Raw genomic sequence first — 18,171 nt, forward strand, 5'->3', positions numbered from 1 at the left:
GCAAGAGGGTCTGGATAAGTTGCCAGTCATGAAATTCGCTCGCCGCCCCCATATTGTCGTTGTTGCTGCCTATTTGGCGGCGGTGTTTGGCTTTGCGGGCGGGGTTTGGTGGTACGGTTATGGCGCGGCCCTTGGGTCGCTTGAACAGCGCGCAAGGGCCGATTTGGCGCTGGCTTCTGACAGTTTGACCGGGGAATTGCGCCGTTTTCGCGAACTGGCAGTGCTGACCTCTGATCATCCGCAGGTCCGCGCGGCTTTGACGGGCGATACCCATGCCGACGATGTTCAGCAGGTGTTGCAAGAAATCGCGGATAAGACCGGGGCACTTGATATCATGCTGATTGGTCCAACCGGTGAAAACCTGCTGGCGACACAAGGGGCCCCGGCTGGCGGGCATCGTGCCACGGATTACTTTGAGCGGGCGATGGATGGCGCGATCGGATTCAGTTTTTCCTATAGCCAAAGCTATGCCCGCCGGACGTTCATTTTTGCGACCCCAGTCTTTTCGGATGCCGGGCCGGTGGTGGGGGTGCTTTTGGTCTATGCGGATGCCAATGCTGTCGAATCTGTCTGGCGCGGTGCGCGTCCAGCTTTGTTCTTTACCGATGACCAAGGCGTGGTCTTCTTATCAAACCGATCAGAGCTGATTTTTCGGGTGCAAGGCGCGCTGCCCAATCTACGCGAACGCTATCCACAACTCTCTGAATTTGTGGGGTACCAGTCGCAAATGATCGGCGGAGTCGAGGTTTGGCAGGTCGATGGTGGGCGCTATCTGCCGCAAAACGCCCTACATTTGACTTTGGACTTACCGATCATCGGGATGACGGGCGAAGTGTTGGTTGATGTCGCCCCGGCGCGCCAGCTCGCGGCGCTTCAGGCGGCGGTGGTGGCGGTGGTGTGTTTGGCCTTTGGATTGCTGCTATTTTTTGCGACCTTACGGCGGAGGACCTTGGCAGCGCTGAACGTGCGGTTGGAGCGGCGGGTGCGCGACCGCACAGCAGAGTTACGCGCCGTGAACGCGAATTTGCGCAATGAAATTATTGAACGCACCGCGACCGAAACCCGGTTAAAAAAAGCGCAAGATGATCTGGTGCAGGCCGGCAAGCTTGCCGCGTTGGGGCAAATGTCTGCAGGGATCAGCCATGAGTTGAACCAACCGCTGACAGCGATCCGGTCGTTTGCAGAGAATGCGCAAGGGTTTCTTGACCGTGGGAAAACCGATGTCGCAGAGCAAAATTTGGGGCGTATTTCCGAACTTGCACGCCGGATGGGCCGGATTATCAGCAATCTGCGCGCTTTTGCCCGCCAAGAGGTCGAACCGCCCAAAGATGTTGATATCGTAGCGGTGGTTGATGCGGTGCTTGAAATCGTCACGCCGCGTGCAAGCCAAGACCAGATTGCGGTGAATTGGACGCGTCCGGGCAATCGTATGATTGTGCGCGGCGGGGAAGTCCGCTTGCAACAGGTGATCTTGAATCTTGTTTCAAATGGAATGGACGCGATGGAAGACAGCCCGCAAAAGGCAATCACCATTGCGATTGAGGCGACAGATAACCGGACCAAAGTATCGGTGCGCGATACCGGACCGGGGATTACAGAGCCTGAAAGGATTTTCGATCCGTTTTATACCACCAAGGCCGTTGGCGCCGCAGAAGGTATGGGGTTGGGCTTGTCGATTTCATACGGGCTTGTCCAAAGCTTTGGGGGCATGATCCGGGGCCGCAACCACCCGCAGGGCGGTGCCGTGTTTACCGTTGAACTTGATAGTGTCCCGCAAAAGGAGACCCGATGACTAAACGTGTGCTACTTGTCGATGATGACCGCGATATCCGCGAAGCATTGGGCCAGACGCTTGAGCTTGCGGATTTGGATCCGACGCTTGCTGGGTCATTCGTCGAAGCCAAAGACAAACTGACACGCAGCTTTGCTGGGGTGATTGTGTCCGATATCCGGATGCCGGGACGCGATGGGTTTCACCTGTTGGACTATGTGCGTGAAATCGATCCTGAACTGCCCGTGATTTTGCTGACTGGAGAGGCCGATATCCCGATGGCCGTGCGCGCAATGTCGGCGGGCGCTTATGATTTCTTAGAAAAACCCTGTGCTCCACAAGATTTTGTCGCGGTGGTTGCGCGGGCGCAAATGGCGCGCGCGCTGGTGTTGGAAAACCGTAGGCTCAAGTCAGAGCTAGAAGCAGGCGACGCTGCTTCGCGCATGTTGGTTGGGCGCTCGCAGCTATCAGATGACTTGCGCAACCAAGCGCGCGCAGCGGCCCGTGCGGGCACAGAGGTTTTGATAATCGGAGAGCCCGGTTCAGGGACGCCAAAGATGGCCGAGGTCATTCACCTTTTGTCGAAAGCGGCGGCGCGGCCCTTTATCAAACGGGCGGCCGCTTCGCTTGATGCTGTCGGGCTGGACGCGGCGATCGCCGAGGCCGGGCAGGGGACGCTTTACCTTGATGAAATCATGAGCCTGAGCCCGGCGCTGCAACTGGCCTTGTTGGACCGATTAGAAGAGGGCGGTATCGCGCGGATCGTTGCAGGCACAACGCGCAGCCTGTCCGACGCAATGGCAGCAGGGCAGTTTAACCCAGAACTGTTCTATCGGTTGGATTTGATGCGGGTGCGGGTCCCGTCCTTGCGCGAACGCCCCGAGGATATCCCCGTGTTGTTTCAGCACTATGTGTCACTGGCTTGCGAGCAGGCCAATCTTGAACCGCGTGAAATCACTGCCGAGACAACCGCGCGCCTCGTGGCACAAGACTGGCCGGGGAATGCGCGCGCATTGATGAACGCAGCCATGCGATTTGCGCTTGGTCTTGACGATGAGGAGGACGAGATCACTGGTGGGCTATCTGCGCAAATGGCGCAGGTCGAACGCTCGCTGTTGATCGCAGCGCTGCAACGGCATCATGGGCGCGTCACAGATGTGGTCAAAGAGCTGAAATTGCCGCGTAAAACGTTTTACGATAAGCTCACCAAACATAAGCTGCGCGCCGAAGATTATCGCGGTTCTTAGAATCTCTACCCAGCGGCATGAATGTGTGTGGTTTTTCGCACTTAGTTGCGAAATTTTTGTGTGAAAAACCGCTCGCGGAAACGTGAGTTGTTTTAATGTTGCATAAAAATTGTTCAATTTCAAATTACTACGCTTCATATTTAATTTATTTAAAACATGCTTGTGGGGCGGGGAATGACGGGGTCTGTTACCTTAATCGCTTTGAATCTGCTAAGCGACGGATATTCTCTAGGGAGGAGAAACAATGACATTTTTGAAATCCGCAGCCGTTATGGCTGCGATGTCTGTTATCGCGACATCTGCATCTGCTGACCCAATGGGCTGTGATGATGGCGAAATCGTTGTGAAATTCAGCCACGTGACCAATACCGACCGCCACCCCAAAGGCATCGCTGCGACGCTTTTGGCTGAGCGTGTGAATGCTGAGATGGACGGCACGATGTGTATGGAAGTGTTCCCGAACTCGACCTTGTACAACGATGACCAAGTTCTTGAAGCAATGCTTCAGGGCGATGTTCAGCTTGCTGCACCGTCACTGTCCAAGTTCGAAACGTTCACTAAGCAATTCCGCATTTTTGATCTGCCATTCATGTTTGTGAACATGGAAGCGGTTGACGCGTTCCAATCATCTGAAACTGGTGTTGCAATGCTGGATTCAATGCAGCGTCGCGGTCTGCAAGGGCTTGGTTTCTGGCACAACGGCCTGAAGCAGTTCTCAGCGAACGTTCCATTGCTTGACCCATCCGACGCGGAAGGCCTGAAATTCCGCGTACAGACATCTGACGTGTTGGTTGCACAGGTCGAAGCTCTGGGTGCGTCACCACAGCCGATGGCATTCTCTGAAGTTTACGGTGCGCTGCAAACTGGCGTTGTCGATGGTCAAGAAAACACTTGGTCTAACGTCTACGGCCAGAAGTTTTTTGAAGTTCAAGACGGCGTGACTGAAACCAATCACGGTTTGTTGGACTATATGGTTGTGGCCTCCGTTGATTGGCTTGATAGCCTCGACGCAGATACACGTGATCAGTTCATGACGATTTTCACCGAAGTAACTGCGACGCGTAACGCAGCCATCGGCGAAGTTGACGCTGACAACCGTCAAGCTGTTTTGGATGCAGGCGGCGTGATCCGCGAACTGACACCAGAGCAGCGCGCAGCATGGGTCGCCGTGATGGAGCCAGTATGGGCGCAGTTCTTGGATGACGTTGGCCAAGAAAATATTGATGCAGCTCAGGCGATTAACGCAGAGTTCTCACAATAAACGATGTTGCGTTTCGGGATCGTATTGATCCTTTGAAACCAGACGGCGGGCGTCACTGCGCCCGCCGTATTCATACCTAGCAACGAAATAGGGGGACCAGATGTCTGCCAAGTACACGCCTTCGGGGCCAATCTCGCGCGCTATCCACGAACTTGAAGAAACTGTTATTGCGCTGCTTTTGGGGCTTATGACGCTGGTGACCTTCGCCAATGTTGTGTTGCGCTATGCATTTAGTTCGCAGCTGATCTGGGGGCTCGAATTGACGCTCATTCTATTTGCATGGCTTGTGATCTTTGGGATTTCCTACGGATTCAAGGTCACGATGCATTTGGGCGTTGACGCCGTGCTCGCACTGGTAAGCAAACCAGCCCAACTTGCGATGGCATTGATCGGCGCGGCGGTGACATTGGTCTATCTGCTCTTGCTGCTCAAAGGTGCTTGGGATTATTGGGCGCCATTCGCCGGGTTCAACGCCACGTCAGGTCATTGGTTCCCGACAGGGTTCGCCGATAGCCGCGACCAAGGCTGGTATGAAACCGAACAAATCCCCATTCCATTCCTGCAAGGGTGGCTCGAAGCGACATTTAACATGGGTGAGGCCTATGAAAAAATGCCACGGTTTGTGCCGTATTTTATTCTGCCTTTTGGGGTGCTGTTGATGGTCATTCGCGTGATCGAAGCCACCTTGCGGATATACCGCGCGGGCGAGGGATCATTGATCGTCAGTCACGAAGCCGAAGACGCCGTTGAACAAGTGGCCGCTATGAATAAGGAAGACTAAGTCATGGAAGTCGCACTTCTTTTTATTATGATCATCGGCTTGCTGATGCTGGGTGTGCCGATTGCTGTCGCACTTGGTTTCTCGTCGATCATGTTCCAATTGCTGTTCTCTGATACCTCGCTCGCGCAGGTCGCGCAGACGATGTATCAGGCGATGGCCGGGCACTACACGCTGCTAGCGATCCCGTTTTTTATTCTGGCTTCGTCGTTTATGTCGACGGGCGGGGTGGCCAAACGGATCATCCGTTTTGCAATTGCCTGTGTCGGCCATTTACAGGGCGGTTTGGCGATTGCGGGCGTTCTGGCTTGTATGATGTTTGCCGCGCTGTCGGGGTCGTCGCCTGCGACTGTTGTGGCCATTGGGTCCATCGTGATCGCCGCGATGCGTCAGGTTGGCTACACCAAAGAATTCGCGGCTGGTGTGATCTGTAACGCGGGTACCTTGGGTATTCTGATCCCCCCTTCCATCGTGATGGTTGTCTATGCATCCGCCACTGATGTGTCCGTCGGCCGCATGTTCTTGGCCGGCGTTATTCCAGGCATCATGGCTGGTGTCATGTTGATGATCACCATCTACATCATGGCGCGCATCAAAAATATGCCAAAGGGCGAATGGCGTGGCTGGGGCGAAATTTGGGTCAGCTTCCGTGACGCCGCTTGGGGCTTGTTGCTGATCTTGATCATCATGGGCGGCATTTATGGTCACCCTTGGATCCAGTTCGCAGAAGGTGAAAGCCTGTTTTATTGGCAAGGTGGCGCATTCACCCCGACAGAGGCCGCTGCGGTGGCTGCAGTCTATGCCTTTATCGTCGCATCGTTCATCTACCGCGATATGGGGCCGCTGGCGGCGCATGAGCCTGACGGAACATTGCCCGTTGGGGAACCGTCTGATCAGGCCAGCGCGCGTAGCAGCCTGTTCAAAAAGCCTTGGACCCTGATCACGGCGTTCTTCCATAAGGACACTCGCGATACGGTGTTTGAAGGCGGTAAACTGACCATCACCTTGATGTTCATCATCGCCAACGCGTTGTTGCTGAAACACGTGCTAACAGATGAACAAATTCCGCAGCATATCGCAGATGCGATGCTGAGCGCGGGCATGGGGCCGATTACCTTCTTGATCATGGTCAACGTGATCCTGCTGATCGGCGGGCAGTTCATGGAACCATCAGGGCTTATCGTGATTGTGGCACCACTGGTGTTCCCGATCGCCATTCAGCTTGGCATTGATCCGATCCATCTGGGCATCATCATGGTGGTCAACATGGAGATCGGGATGATCACGCCGCCAGTCGGGTTGAACCTGTTCGTGACGTCCGGCGTCGCTGGCATGCCTGTCATGGCCGTTGTGCGCGCGGCACTGCCATTCCTGGCCGTTTTGTTCGTGTTCTTGATCATGGTGACCTACATCCCGGCGATATCCACCTATCTGCCGACCCTGTTTATGGGGCCAGAGATCATCGTGAACTAGCCATGCAAGGTATGAAAAACAAGAAAGCCGCCGGAGGAGATATCCTTCGGCGGTTTTTTGTATACTTCATTAAGAGGTATACGCAAAATACGTGAAGAGCTTCGTTTCGAAGCCGAACCACGGACTTGTTTTGGAGGAAGTGTGCGTAGATTCTTTTGGTGGCTGACAAAAGCTACGCGACTTCAGCGAGATAAAGACAGCGGTGCTCGGCCAGTTAATGCTGGTGAAAGCGCATTTAAAGTTCTGCTTGTTCCTGACGACTATCACCTTCAAGACGTCGGATACACGGCTCAGGGCAATGGGTTTTGGATTACACAGCACCTTGTGTCAGAGATTGGTGGCACCCGCGATTTTGTCGGCGCATACATCTTTGATAGCGAAGGGGAACTACTTTCTAGCGAAGTCGTTGATCAAGGTCTTCGGAGTGAGCCCGACTATATTGCGCCGGCTGACGTAGTTACTCGGTTGCGTCGAAAAATTGATGCATCGTGTTCTGAGCAAATTTGGGTCAAACCGTTTTCGGTACAGTTTTATGGCCATGATTTTGGGCTCGTCGTACGTGACGAGGACGTAGATGACCAAGGCCCTGATGACATTGTCGTCGACCTGTTGCCAGGTTGTACGCTGATGTTCTACGGGCCTTGGGATAGTTGCAATTACGACACTTAGGGGCGTGGTGGTCGCGCTGATGCGTCGCAGGTCTGATCGGCGTTTTCAGAGGCGCAACCTGCTTCGGCCTTCAGGCATCCGACGATCGCGTTCGATCCGGGTGCGCCTGCGTGGTAGTGATACCCATCCGGGCCGATGTGACCGTTGCAGCTATCAAGATCTTCGGGCGCTGAACTATCAAGCAGCAAGTGGCTATAGATGCCGTAGCCATCCATCGCGATACCAATTTGTACAGCGTCTGATCCTTCGGCTTGCGTGCCTTCAATACAATCGGTTGCGACGTGGTAGTGGTAACCGACATGCGTGTTCACGTGGCCGCCGCAATCATCGAATGGGGCAATGGTGTGGGCCGCAAGAATGGCATCAACCGGGGCTGGTCCATCTAGCCGCACGCCGTTCGCCGCAATCCCAGATCCCGCAAAATTGGTCGGGTTGTTACGTGTGCTGACATGGGGTGTCAGCGGGATCACATAGGTCATGGATGCTTCTTCATCCATATATTCAGGCAGACATTGCACACAATAATTCTGATACTCTTCCGCTACATCGGGGCGGGCGGCGGCTTCGCACGCATCTTGGGTGTCGGTCACGCGCACGGCACCTGTTGCCTCATCATAAAGCTGCCAGGTGTCGTCACCATATAGCGTCGATAGATCGGTGATGAATGCACCGTCAACATCATGCACAGTGCCGTCCTTTAGCCAAATACCGCCGGCCTCGGCAGTATCGTTAATGGATGTTGGGCACCAAGGGCCGGGGGTAGAGTCTTGCGGATCAGGCTTGACGGTGATTGAAAAACAGCTTGTCTCGGTCCCGCCTGATAACGTGCAATCGACGATAGTTGGGCCGCTGATGACGGTGGCGTTTTCAAAGAATTGCGCGATCTCTGCGAGCCTTTCAGCATCTGTTTCAGCAAAGGCAGGGCTGCAAAGCAGCAATGTCGCGCGCAGGGCGGTATGAAGACGCATTTTGGTTCCGATCTTTTGAATGAATCAGCAAATGGCTAATTGCGATATTAAACGCAATCAGCCCGTATTTCCGTCGCTTGCCATGAAAATCATTTGCTGTTTTCAAGTGCTGTGATGATTTCGCTGAAATCGTCTGCCTTGAGGCTCGCACCCCCAACCAAGGCCCCATCGACATGCGGTACGCCAAAGATATCGGGCGCATTGCTGCCTTTGACAGACCCACCGTACAAGATCCGCATCTTTGCGCCTTCGCTAAAGCGCGCGACCAGACGGGAACGGATATGTGCGTGGACTTCTGCGATTTGATCAAGCGTCGGCACCTTTCCGGTACCAATGGCCCAGACGGGTTCATAAGCGATAACCGTGTTGTGCGCAGCCGCTGTGTCGGGAACAGATCCTGCCAATTGCGTGTCGATGACAGACAGGGTGGTGCCAGCTTCGCGTTCTTCCAGTGTTTCGCCCAAACAGATCACGGCGGTCAGCCCCGTGGCATAGGCGGCTTCGGATTTCGCCGCGACGATTGCATCGGTTTCACCGTGATCCGCGCGGCGTTCAGAATGGCCGATGATCACATAGGTTGCCCCAACATCGGCAAGCATTTGCGCACTGATATCACCCGTATGCGCCCCAGATACGGCGGCATGGCAATCTTGGCCGCCTATCTCAAGCAAGGTCCCTTGGCAGGAAGCGATCAAAGGGGCGGGCGGGCAGATCAGGATATCGACCTGCGAATCCGCGTGCCGTTCGGCCAGGGTTTCGATCTCTGTCAGATTGGCACGAAGCCCGTTCATCTTCCAGTTTCCAGCGGCAAGTTTACGCGGCATATACACATCCTTTTGTCTGCGGTTGGTTCTTGCTATCAAGCGGCGGCGTAGATCGGAAGGGGTCCCATGTCTGATATCGAAATTCCACGGATTGACGCGGCTGCACTTTTGGCCGGAGATCCGGCAGCATGTGACGCTGTGCGCGATGCCGCAACTGGGGTTGGCTTTATGACGGTGTATAACACGCCTATCAGTTCTGAAAAAATGCAGGCAGTTCTTGCCGACTATCAAGATTTTTTTGAATTACCGATGGCCGCTAAGACCCCGTTTGATATGGCGAAAACAGGATCAAACCGGGGGTGGGGGGCGCCGGGCTCTGAACAGGTCGATCCTGATGCGAACCCTGATTACAAACAGGTGTTTGATTGCGGGCTTGAATTGCCTGCAGGCGATCCGCTGACACAGTTGTCATGTTATGCGCCAAATCTTTGGCCAAAGATGCCTGCGGGCTTTGCGCAAACCTTACGTGACTACTATAGCCGAGCGACAGATTTCGCGTTGGATTTGCTTTGCGCTATTGCAGATGCTTCGGGCGAAGACGGTACGTATTTTCGTCCGCTGTTTGACAGGCCAATGGCGCTTTTGCGGGGGAACTATTACCCAGAGCGCCCCGATTGGGCGGGAGAGAATGATTTTGGCATCGCCACGCATACAGATTACGGCTGTCTGACCTTGCTTGCCACGGATGGGTCACCCGGGCTGGAAGTTCGGCGCAGGGGCGGTGGCTGGATTCCTGTCAGCGCTGCACCGGGCGAATTCGTGATTAACTTTGGTGAGATGCTTGAGATGTGGACAAATGGTCGGATCAAAGCCACCCCGCACCGCGTGATTGGGCCAGATCATGCGCGTATTTCTGTGCCGCTGTTCTTTAACCCGAACCACGATGCCAATGTGGCACCTATTGGATCAGGTGAGGTGACGCGCGCGCGCGAACATCTCGATAAACGGTATAGTGAAACCTATGTTCACCTGAACAAAGCTTAGGTCTTAGCAGAAAGCGCGTCGTCAAATTTGATCGATTCACCGCAGCCGCAGGCATCCACCACATTGGGATTGCGGAACTTGAACCCAGATTCAAGCAGCGAGGTTTCATAGTCGATCTCGGTGCCGAAAAGGAACATTTGTGCCATCGGCGCGATCATCACGCGCGCGCCGTCAAGTTCAACCACCTCATCAAGCGGGTCGACTTCGGTGACATAATCCATCGTATATTCCATACCCGCGCAACCGCCTTTTTTGACGCCAATCCGCAGCCCTTGATGGCCATCTTTTTCCATCAGAGCCGCAATTTTCGCCGCAGCCTTTGGGGTCACGTTGACCGCTTGTTTGCCTGGAATGTTGAACATGTCTGTTCTCCTTTGCGGCTAACTTAATTGCTGTTGGGCATGATCTCAAGAAGCGGCGCGCCGTTTAACCCATTGTTGATCGCAAGTGTCAGGATTGAAATCGCAATCGCCCAGCTAAATGACGCCAGTGTGCCGATGATGACATATTCGGCCTTGGCGTTTTTTGACACCGCATCAAATCGCAAAATCGACTTGGCCGCGATCAAAAAACCGATCCCAGCGGGAAGCCCCGCGATGAACATTAAATAGATCAACCCGCGTTCCAACTGCCCAATCATCATGCCGCCAGCCGGCAGGCTTTCTGCAGGGGCACCAGCCGCGAAAGGGCCCATTAGCTTTCCCACGGCGAAACCGCCCGCGCGGGTGGTATAGATTGCCCCGGCGATCAGCAGCATGGCCTGTGGGCCCCAACCTGTTGTTTTTGCAGCCCAGATCCCGTTTTCCCAAAGGTCCGGGGCGCTGGCGGCAATCACCCCAATCGTGATCAGATGCGCGCATTGGTCAATAAGATGCGGCTTTACCCCGTCATCGTGATTTTTGACCCATAGTGTTTTGCCGATATCGATCAGCAAATGAATGGCTGCCAAAACGGCAATCCACCAGTCAAGCGACCCAAGCGCGAGACCCGCAGTGACATAGACGGCGGCTGTATGCGTCAAGAGCGTGAACGGGCGGTCTTTGGTCATAACCATGCGTTCGGTTTGCAGCACGTAATCCGCAAGGATATGTGCAAAAAACAAAGCAGCAAGTGTTTCAAACATTAAGCAAAATCGCTTTCTAATGTAGTCAAAGCATGGGCGAGCACATGATAGCCCGCAGCGTCGAGTGATTTTGTCACGACCTGGCGTGACTTCCCTAAATTCTGGGCAATTTGCGTATATGAAATAGATGTATTCGGTGTAATCTTTTGCAGTATGGCGGCTGCTTGCGCCTGCGTCCAGTCTTGTGACAAATGATCGGCAAGAATTGCCACTGCACCGATCGCGCCTGCTTCCGCATGGCCAATCGCGCTTTTGGATTTGGGCTTTTTCAATTGGTCCAGCAATTGCCCTGATGCGATGAAGGCTGCGCTGCTTTCTGTGTTTAAATCGTTTGATAGATTGGCGGGGGTCGTCCCGGTTGCAATGGCAATGTAGCTATCGAATTGGGGGGCACATGCCCGTAAGGCTGCGCGAAATGTGAGCGCTGAGCGCAATGCGTATTTGGGATTATTTAGGGCAACTTGCCATCCGTCTCCGCGATGACGTGTAAACCTGAGCGGCCCGCCAACCCAAACGGCCTGCGCGTCGGCGCAGGATTCGAGCGTTGCAAAGATAGTGTCGAGCTGCGCCGCACCCAGCGCAGTAGAGCTGATTATATCGCCCGTGAGGACTGCAATCTGGTTTTGGGCAGTAATCATGCACCTATTATAGGGTGCGATTTCCATTATGCAACAAATATAGGGTGCGCTTGTTGCTTTGCATCCTTAATTGGGTGCGATATTGTGGTGATTACATAAAACCTAGCTCAAGCCGGGCTTCATCAGACATCATTTCCATGCCCCACTGCGGTTCAAACGTCATTTCAACGTCAACATGTTTGATGCCGGGCAGCGGCTCAATTGCATCGGCGACCCAGCCGGGCATTTCACCCGCAACCGGACAGCCCGGCGCGGTCAGCGTCATAGTCACAAGAACAGCGTTATCTTCTTTGATATCAATCGTGTAGATCAGCCCAAGATCATAAATATTCACTGGAATTTCAGGGTCATATACGGACCGGCACGCTTGCACGATATCTTCATACAGTGGATGATCTGTTGTCGATGGCGCGATCATTGGCGCACCTTCAAGCGGGGCAGTGGTGTCAGTCATGACGTCGTTTCCTTGCAAACCTGAGCAAACATATAGGGATTGGTGCGAATAAGGTAAAGACCGTGGTCGGCTTCAAAAGCGCTTGTGCGCAGAGGCATAACGCCGCGATGAATTGAGCAAGCCCCCTTGGCAATCGCCGCAAGATCGGTGAAAGACAGGGCATGACAAAACCATTTTCATTTTCGCTCAATGCCACGGATGGCAAGGCTCGCACCGGGGTGATTTCGACCCCGCGTGGCGAAATTCGCACGCCTGCCTTTATGCCCGTTGGAACCGCCGCCACCGTCAAAGCCATGATGCCAGAAAGCGTCGCGGCGACGGGTGCTGATATCTTGCTGGGCAACACCTATCACCTCATGTTGCGCCCCACCGCAGAACGCATCGCCAATCTTGGCGGGCTGCACAAGTTCATGAATTGGGACAAGCCGATCCTTACCGATAGCGGCGGGTTTCAGGTGATGTCTCTGTCCGATCTGCGTAAAATGTCCGAAAAAGGGGTCACCTTTCGGTCCCATATTGATGGGTCCAAACACGAACTGACTCCAGAGCGGTCAATGGAAATTCAAAAGCTGCTCGGTTCTGATATTGTGATGTGCTTCGATGAATGCCCCGCGCTACCGGCGGATCGCAAGCGGATCAATGAAAGCATGCAAATGTCGATGCGGTGGGCGCAGCGGTCGCGCGATGCCTTTGGGGATCGCCCCGGATATGCGCTGTTTGGTATTCAGCAAGGCGGGCTTGAAGAAGACCTGCGTGCTGAAAGCGCCGCGGCCCTGCGCGACATTGAATTTGATGGTTACGCGGTTGGCGGGCTTGCCGTTGGTGAAGGCCAAGAGGCTATGTTCAATGTGTTGAATTTCGCGCCAGATCAATTGCCCACAGATAAACCGCGCTATCTGATGGGTGTTGGCAAGCCAGATGATATTGTTGGCGCGGTGAAACGGGGCATCGATATGATGGATTGCGTGCTACCCAGCCGGTCTGGCCGTACCGGTCAAATCTTTACCCGACGTGGGGTGTTGAACATCAAAAACGCGCGCCACGCAGATGACCCGCGACCTTTGGATGAAAACTGCACGTGCCCCGCATGCCGGAATTACTCGCGTGCTTATCTGCACCACGTGTTCCGCGCCCAAGAAATGATCAGCGGCATGCTGCTGACATGGCACAACCTGCATTACTTCCAAGACATCATGCAGGGTATGCGCGATGCCATTGCCGCTGGTACGTTTGCCGCATGGGAGGCCGATTTTCACGCAGGACGGGCGCAAGGCGATATTGAACCGCTATAGTATTGGGGCAAGCTTACGTTGGGACTTTCAGGTTTCGCCGAAGATCGGATCAGCCTCTATTTGGGTGGTGTTGCCGAAAAGATCGCAGCTGACGCGGTTCCCGCAGACGAAAGCATCAACATCGGTGCGTTAGAACGCGAAATTGATGTGTGCGAAAGGGCGAAACATGTTTATCCAGACGGGATAGGGCAGAGGTACGGTTGCTATTATCGCCAAGCCCAACTTTATTTTGCGATGTCAGCACCGTTCGCGCAATGCCGTATACTTGCGAAAGACAATGATCAGCGGATACAGGTTCCAACAATCATAAAATCGCGGGCTGTTTGCGATCGTGGCGATCATGGTGTGGTCTTGCCGCTCAACTGGATGCGCCATTGGTCAAGCGTTGGGAACTTGGCCGCCAACGACCGTCCGTTTGAACAAAAAGACGACCGTTTGCTGTGGCGCGGTGTCACCACAGGTTGCTTTGATGCGACCGACCAAAACAATCCACTTTCACCGCGCTATTATTTGGCCCATTTGCCAGAACTGGCCGATGGGATTGATGCAAAGTTTACAAAACTCACCCAACACACAGACGCAAACAGATCATTCCCTTTGGCCGCCGTGCAGGCGCGTATGGGCGCACGGCTCACGATGGCCGAACAGCTTGAATCCAAGTTTCTGTTATGTCTTGAGGGCAATGACGTGGCGACCGGGCTCAAGTGGATGTTGGGGTCACAATCGACGATCATCATGCCTAAACCTCGCTGCGAAACTTGGCTTTTGGAAGGTGAATTGAAAGCGTGGGAGCACTACGTTCCTGTAAACACAGACCTGTCAGATTTGAACGATATTTACGATTGGTGTCGCAGCAACCCTCAAAAATGCAAAGAAATTGCGCAAAACGGGCGGGCCTATGTCGCCCGGTTCTTGGACATCAAGACCGAATTCGCAATTATACGCGCAGTGGTGCGTGGGTATCTTAATCATGCGGACGCCCCGCTTACGTTCAGCGCTAGGCAGAGAATCACGCAATTGCCGCAAGTGCACGCATTATGGGCGGATTACGGGCGATTCAAATGGCGCATACGCGCCAACAAGCGTGGGTTTGGGACCGGGTAAGAGGACATAATACTAGAAATCCGTGAAAAGACGTGTTGGAATGACCTTATTTATATAAAGGATTTTACGATGCTCTCTTTACGTTCTTTCTTGGCTCTTACTGTCGCCGTCGCCTGGGGTGGTCAGCTTTATGCCGAGGATATTGATCTCACCGATTATCCCGAAATCGATGCGATGACCGAAGAAGAATGGGGTGCTACGGAAGACTCGCTGCTCGACAAAATGGATGCTGTTGAAGAGAGCGGTGGTGGCTACAGCGATCTCATAGATGTGCTGACAAAAAATGAATATGATATGATGGTGTTATTGCATGACCCTCTTCCCGAGGGGGAAGAAGACTTGGAATCGGCCTGCAAGATCGGTGCCGATGGGCGGCAATTGCTTTTAGGTGATCAATTGGCTGGGGACGACTGGTCGTTGACGTTCACCGGTAATTATACTGTCGTCAATGGAAAGTTGGTGCCGCATACGGATCCGTTACCGCCGATTTTACCGGCGCGACTCGTCTCTGTAAGCGGCGGGTACGACGTTTATGTAGCGTCACGTCAGGTTCCGGAACAAACGCGCTGGCAAATTCCTGTCCGGGGTGAATTGGACTTTACGCTTGCTGATGTGATGACGGCAGCGCCGGAATTTGAAACGCAGGTCGAAGAGGTGTTCGGCTGCCCATTTGAAGAATACGCGCGGATTGTTTCCTACCGCGAACAAGATGGTGGTTACGATCAAATGGTGATGATTCCAATTGACCATGATTTTATCGTGGGCCTCATGCAATCGGCGCGCGGCCCGGCAACAAGTTCGTATATGTTGATGCTCGAACGGTAGACGTTGGGGGTATTGTAACTGTTTTACTCTATTATTGTGGCTATCGCGCTATTGTGACCTTGCAGCGTCGTGCGAGGGCAGGCAATCTGCGCGAAACAAATGTGTGGCTGGTTGAAAACGCCGGATATCACCCCACATATTTATACCAATAGGAGACACCCATTGCTGCCGTGTAACGGGGCCGGGCGTCTTGCCAATAAAGGAAGTGACTATGCAAGAACCGTTGAGTTCATCCTACCCCGTGCTGCCGCTGCGCGATATCGTGGTGTTCCCACATATGATTGTGCCGCTGTTCGTCGGGCGCGAAAAATCTGTCCGCGCGCTTGAAGAGGTGATGCAGGACGATAAGCAAATCCTATTGTCGAGCCAGATTGACGCCGGTGAAGATGATCCTGCACAGGATGGCATCTACAAATCAGGCGTGTTGGCCAATGTGCTGCAACTGCTGAAACTTCCCGATGGCACCGTGAAAGTGCTTGTCGAGGGGCGCAGCCGTGTGCGCATCACTGGCTTTATCGACAACCCAGAATTTTTTGAGGCATCCGCCGAATATCTTGATGAAACCACGGGCGATCCGGCTGAAGAAGAAGCGCTCGTGCGGAATGTCGCAGCTGAATTTGAACGCTATGCCAAAATCAAGAAAAACATCCCCGAAGAGGCCATGGCCGCCGTCGGCGAAGCAACTGAGCCTGCGAAACTCGCGGATCTGGTTGCCGGGCACCTTGGGATTGAGATTGATCAAAAGCAGGGGCTGCTGGAAACCCTGTCTGTGACCGAACGGCTTGAAAAAGTCTTTGGGCTGATGCAGGGCGAAATGTCGGTGTTGCAGGTCGAGAAAAAGATCAAGACGCGCGTCAAAACCCAAATGGAACGCACCCAGCGCGAATATTATTTGAATGAGCAAATGAAAGCCATTCAGAAGGAACTTGGCGATGGCGAAGAAGGCCAGAACGAAGTCGCTGAGCTTGAAGCGAAAATCGCGGAAACCAAACTGTCCAAAGAAGCCCGCGAAAAGGTGGACGCAGAGCTGAAGAAGCTCAAGAATATGTCACCCATGTCCGCCGAGGCCACAGTCGTGCGCAACTATCTTGATTGGATCTTGGCTGTTCCATGGGGCAATAAATCACGTACCAAAAAGGACCTTGGGCACGCGCAAAAGGTGCTCGACAACGATCACCACGGACTTGAGAAAGTCAAAGAACGTATCGTTGAATATCTCGCAGTGCAGCAACGTTCGCGCAAGCTCAAAGGCCCGATTATGTGTTTGGTTGGCCCGCCCGGCGTCGGGAAAACCAGCTTGGGTAAATCTGTGGCCAAGGCAACCGGGCGCGAATTCATTCGTATCTCATTGGGTGGGGTGCGTGACGAATCTGAAATCCGCGGCCACCGTCGGACTTACATCGGCTCAATGCCGGGTAAGATCATTCAGGCGTTGAAAAAGGCGAAAACAACCAATCCGCTGATCTTGCTCGATGAAATCGATAAGATGGGACAGGATTTCCGGGGTGATCCGGCGTCAGCGATGCTAGAGGTTCTGGACCCAGAGCAAAACGGCTCTTTCGTGGATCACTACTTGGAGGTCGAATATGACCTGTCGAACGTAATGTTCCTAACCACAGCCAACAGCTATAACATGCCAGGGCCACTGCTTGACCGGATGGAAATTATTTCGCTTTCGGGCTATACCGAAGACGAAAAAGTCGAAATCTCAAAGCAGCACTTGTTGCCTAAAGTGATGAAAAATCACGGGCTGAAACCGGCCGAATTCAGCGTGTCTGATGATGCGCTGCTATCGATGGTGCGTGTCTATACCCGCGAGGCGGGCGTGCGGAACCTAGAGCGTGAACTTGCCAAAGTGGCGCGTAAAGCTGTGACCAAGATCGTCAAAAAAGAAGCGACTAATATCACCGTCACCGCTGAAAACCTGAATGATTTCTTGGGTGTTGAACGGCACCGCTATGGGCTGGCCGAAGAAAACGATCAAGTTGGCGTCGTAACTGGGCTTGCCTGGACCAGTGTTGGCGGCGAACTGTTGAACATCGAAGCTTTGCGCCTGCCGGGTAAAGGTCGGATGAAAACGACCGGGAAACTGGGTGATGTAATGAAGGAATCGATTGATGCGGCGTCCAGCTATGTGCGTTCGATCGCGCCTGAAATTGGGGTGAAGCCGCCGCAATTTGACAAAATCGACATCCACGTACACGTGCCAGACGGCGCGACACCCAAGGATGGCCCGTCAGCAGGTCTGGCGATGGTGACATCAATTGTGTCGGTGCTAACCAAGATTCCCGTGCGCAAAGACGTTGCCATGACCGGCGAGGTTTCTTTGCGTGGGAACGCGATGCCGATTGGTGGGCTGAAAGAAAAACTATTGGCCGCATTACGCGGCGGCATCAAAACCGTGTTGATCCCGCAAGAAAACGCCAAAGACCTGCCGGACATCCCTGATAACGTCAAAGAGGGGCTGACAATCATCCCGGTGCGCCACGTGTCAGAGGTGCTGGAACATGCGCTGGTCAGCGCCCCGGATCCGATCATTTGGGATGAAGCCGCCGAAGAGGCCGCTGCCGCGGCGCTCAAGGCAGGCGAAGCCGCACAAGGTGCGCGGGCGCATTAATCGCGGTTAAAGGAAAATGAAAGGCGCGCCCTTTGTGGCGCGCTTTTTTATATGCATAGGCGCTGGCTAGGCGCGCGTTTTGCCACTTGGCACACGTATTCCGAGGGTTCTTAGTGCGCTCTTGCCTTGCAAGTGGTGACGTC

Annotated in this window: 17 protein-coding genes; 11 read left to right on the forward strand and 6 right to left on the reverse strand. The window is 53.9% G+C overall.

Annotated features, from left to right (window positions below; genetic code table 11):
- Nucleotides 1-28 precede the first annotated feature (28 nt).
- The 6 genes from Yoon_RS06925 (at nucleotide 29) to Yoon_RS06950 (ending at nucleotide 7,199) form a co-directional block, all read left to right on the forward strand.
- Nucleotides 29-1,792, forward strand: coding sequence for an ATP-binding protein (locus Yoon_RS06925; protein ID WP_238111381.1), 1,764 nt, complete (start codon nucleotides 29-31; stop codon nucleotides 1,790-1,792).
- Entirely contained in the window at nucleotides 1,789-3,018 is a 1,230-nt protein-coding gene (locus Yoon_RS06930; protein ID WP_238111382.1) for a sigma-54 dependent transcriptional regulator, read from the forward strand. The genes Yoon_RS06925 and Yoon_RS06930 overlap by 4 nt, the downstream gene beginning before the upstream one ends.
- 244 nt (nucleotides 3,019-3,262) lie before the next feature.
- Entirely contained in the window at nucleotides 3,263-4,279 is a 1,017-nt protein-coding gene (locus Yoon_RS06935) for a DctP family TRAP transporter solute-binding subunit (RefSeq protein WP_238111384.1), read from the forward strand.
- A 100-nt stretch (nucleotides 4,280-4,379) separates the two neighbouring features.
- Nucleotides 4,380-5,060 (forward strand): TRAP transporter small permease, encoded by a 681-nt coding sequence (locus Yoon_RS06940; protein WP_238111386.1) that lies wholly within the window; start codon nucleotides 4,380-4,382, stop codon nucleotides 5,058-5,060.
- A gap of 3 nt (nucleotides 5,061-5,063) precedes the next feature.
- Nucleotides 5,064-6,530 (forward strand): TRAP transporter large permease, encoded by a 1,467-nt coding sequence (locus tag Yoon_RS06945; RefSeq protein ID WP_238111387.1) that lies wholly within the window; start codon nucleotides 5,064-5,066, stop codon nucleotides 6,528-6,530.
- Between the two features lie 141 nt (nucleotides 6,531-6,671).
- The gene (locus Yoon_RS06950; RefSeq protein WP_238111388.1) at nucleotides 6,672-7,199 is read left to right on the forward strand and encodes a hypothetical protein; all 528 of its coding nucleotides are present in this window, start codon (nucleotides 6,672-6,674) and stop codon (nucleotides 7,197-7,199) included.
- Here Yoon_RS06950 and Yoon_RS06955 read toward each other — a convergent pair.
- Together Yoon_RS06955 and tpiA are read right to left on the reverse strand one after the other, a co-directional pair.
- A complete protein-coding gene (locus Yoon_RS06955; RefSeq protein ID WP_238111389.1) occupies nucleotides 7,196-8,167 on the reverse strand; it encodes a YHYH protein in 972 nt (323 codons plus the stop codon). The genes Yoon_RS06950 and Yoon_RS06955 overlap by 4 nt on opposite strands.
- Nucleotides 8,168-8,256: 89 nt before the next feature.
- Nucleotides 8,257-8,991 (reverse strand): triose-phosphate isomerase, encoded by a 735-nt coding sequence (gene tpiA, locus Yoon_RS06960; RefSeq protein WP_238111390.1) that lies wholly within the window; start codon nucleotides 8,989-8,991, stop codon nucleotides 8,257-8,259.
- Nucleotides 8,992-9,057: 66 nt separating this feature from the next.
- Here tpiA and Yoon_RS06965 point away from each other — a divergent pair, with 66 nt between their 5' ends.
- The gene (locus Yoon_RS06965) at nucleotides 9,058-9,975 is read left to right on the forward strand and encodes an isopenicillin N synthase family oxygenase (RefSeq protein ID WP_238111391.1); all 918 of its coding nucleotides are present in this window, start codon (nucleotides 9,058-9,060) and stop codon (nucleotides 9,973-9,975) included.
- Here Yoon_RS06965 and Yoon_RS06970 read toward each other — a convergent pair.
- From Yoon_RS06970 to Yoon_RS06985, 4 genes are all read right to left on the reverse strand, one after another.
- Nucleotides 9,972-10,337 carry an iron-sulfur cluster assembly accessory protein gene (locus Yoon_RS06970; RefSeq protein ID WP_238111392.1) on the reverse strand — a complete coding sequence of 122 codons (366 nt, stop codon included), beginning with the start codon at nucleotides 10,335-10,337 and terminating at the stop codon, nucleotides 9,972-9,974. The two genes, Yoon_RS06965 and Yoon_RS06970, sit on opposite strands and share 4 nt — an antisense overlap.
- A 23-nt stretch (nucleotides 10,338-10,360) precedes the next feature.
- The gene (locus Yoon_RS06975; RefSeq protein WP_238111393.1) at nucleotides 10,361-11,098 is read right to left on the reverse strand and encodes a DUF3307 domain-containing protein; all 738 of its coding nucleotides are present in this window, start codon (nucleotides 11,096-11,098) and stop codon (nucleotides 10,361-10,363) included.
- The gene (locus Yoon_RS06980) at nucleotides 11,098-11,736 is read right to left on the reverse strand and encodes a MarR family transcriptional regulator (protein ID WP_238111395.1); all 639 of its coding nucleotides are present in this window, start codon (nucleotides 11,734-11,736) and stop codon (nucleotides 11,098-11,100) included. Before Yoon_RS06980 ends, Yoon_RS06975 begins: the two co-directional genes overlap by 1 nt.
- Before the next feature lie 91 nt (nucleotides 11,737-11,827).
- Nucleotides 11,828-12,190, reverse strand: coding sequence for an SUF system Fe-S cluster assembly protein (locus tag Yoon_RS06985; protein WP_238111397.1), 363 nt, complete (start codon nucleotides 12,188-12,190; stop codon nucleotides 11,828-11,830).
- Between the two features lie 161 nt (nucleotides 12,191-12,351).
- Here Yoon_RS06985 and tgt point away from each other — a divergent pair, with 161 nt between their 5' ends.
- The 4 genes from tgt to lon all read left to right on the forward strand — a co-directional run bounded on the left by tgt (nucleotide 12,352) and on the right by lon (nucleotide 18,028).
- Complete coding sequence (gene tgt / locus Yoon_RS06990) at nucleotides 12,352-13,482, forward strand: tRNA guanosine(34) transglycosylase Tgt (RefSeq protein WP_238111398.1); 1,131 nt, start codon at nucleotides 12,352-12,354, stop codon at nucleotides 13,480-13,482.
- An 18-nt stretch (nucleotides 13,483-13,500) separates the two neighbouring features.
- Nucleotides 13,501-14,586, forward strand: a complete 1,086-nt coding sequence (locus Yoon_RS06995) for a glycosyl transferase family 90 (protein ID WP_238111399.1) — start codon at nucleotides 13,501-13,503, stop codon at nucleotides 14,584-14,586.
- Nucleotides 14,587-14,655: 69 nt separating this feature from the next.
- The gene (locus Yoon_RS07000; protein WP_238111400.1) at nucleotides 14,656-15,411 is read left to right on the forward strand and encodes a hypothetical protein; all 756 of its coding nucleotides are present in this window, start codon (nucleotides 14,656-14,658) and stop codon (nucleotides 15,409-15,411) included.
- A 211-nt stretch (nucleotides 15,412-15,622) separates the two neighbouring features.
- Complete coding sequence (lon, locus tag Yoon_RS07005) at nucleotides 15,623-18,028, forward strand: endopeptidase La (protein WP_238111401.1); 2,406 nt, start codon at nucleotides 15,623-15,625, stop codon at nucleotides 18,026-18,028.
- The last annotated feature ends 143 nt before the right edge of the window (nucleotides 18,029-18,171 follow it).

It is taken from the genome of Yoonia sp. I 8.24 (assembly GCF_022096995.1).
Lineage (GTDB): Bacteria > Pseudomonadota > Alphaproteobacteria > Rhodobacterales > Rhodobacteraceae > Yoonia.

What these genes read in the sequence shown, in the direction of transcription:
- Yoon_RS06925 (WP_238111381.1), top strand. Translation starts at nt 29, where the DNA reads ATGAAATTCGCTCGCCGCCCCCATATTGTCGTTGTTGCTGCCTATTTG.
- Yoon_RS06930 (WP_238111382.1), top strand. Translation starts at nt 1,789, where the DNA reads ATGACTAAACGTGTGCTACTTGTCGATGATGACCGCGATATCCGCGAA.
- Yoon_RS06935 (WP_238111384.1), top strand. Translation starts at nt 3,263, where the DNA reads ATGACATTTTTGAAATCCGCAGCCGTTATGGCTGCGATGTCTGTTATC.
- Yoon_RS06940 (WP_238111386.1), top strand. Translation starts at nt 4,380, where the DNA reads ATGTCTGCCAAGTACACGCCTTCGGGGCCAATCTCGCGCGCTATCCAC.
- Yoon_RS06945 (WP_238111387.1), top strand. Translation starts at nt 5,064, where the DNA reads ATGGAAGTCGCACTTCTTTTTATTATGATCATCGGCTTGCTGATGCTG.
- Yoon_RS06955 (WP_238111389.1), bottom strand. Translation starts at nt 8,167, where the DNA reads ATGCGTCTTCATACCGCCCTGCGCGCGACATTGCTGCTTTGCAGCCCT.
- tpiA (WP_238111390.1), bottom strand. Translation starts at nt 8,991, where the DNA reads ATGCCGCGTAAACTTGCCGCTGGAAACTGGAAGATGAACGGGCTTCGT.
- Yoon_RS06965 (WP_238111391.1), top strand. Translation starts at nt 9,058, where the DNA reads ATGTCTGATATCGAAATTCCACGGATTGACGCGGCTGCACTTTTGGCC.
- Yoon_RS06970 (WP_238111392.1), bottom strand. Translation starts at nt 10,337, where the DNA reads ATGTTCAACATTCCAGGCAAACAAGCGGTCAACGTGACCCCAAAGGCT.
- Yoon_RS06975 (WP_238111393.1), bottom strand. Translation starts at nt 11,098, where the DNA reads ATGTTTGAAACACTTGCTGCTTTGTTTTTTGCACATATCCTTGCGGAT.
- Yoon_RS06980 (WP_238111395.1), bottom strand. Translation starts at nt 11,736, where the DNA reads ATGATTACTGCCCAAAACCAGATTGCAGTCCTCACGGGCGATATAATC.
- Yoon_RS06985 (WP_238111397.1), bottom strand. Translation starts at nt 12,190, where the DNA reads ATGACTGACACCACTGCCCCGCTTGAAGGTGCGCCAATGATCGCGCCA.
- tgt (WP_238111398.1), top strand. Translation starts at nt 12,352, where the DNA reads ATGACAAAACCATTTTCATTTTCGCTCAATGCCACGGATGGCAAGGCT.
- Yoon_RS07000 (WP_238111400.1), top strand. Translation starts at nt 14,656, where the DNA reads ATGCTCTCTTTACGTTCTTTCTTGGCTCTTACTGTCGCCGTCGCCTGG.
- lon (WP_238111401.1), top strand. Translation starts at nt 15,623, where the DNA reads ATGCAAGAACCGTTGAGTTCATCCTACCCCGTGCTGCCGCTGCGCGAT.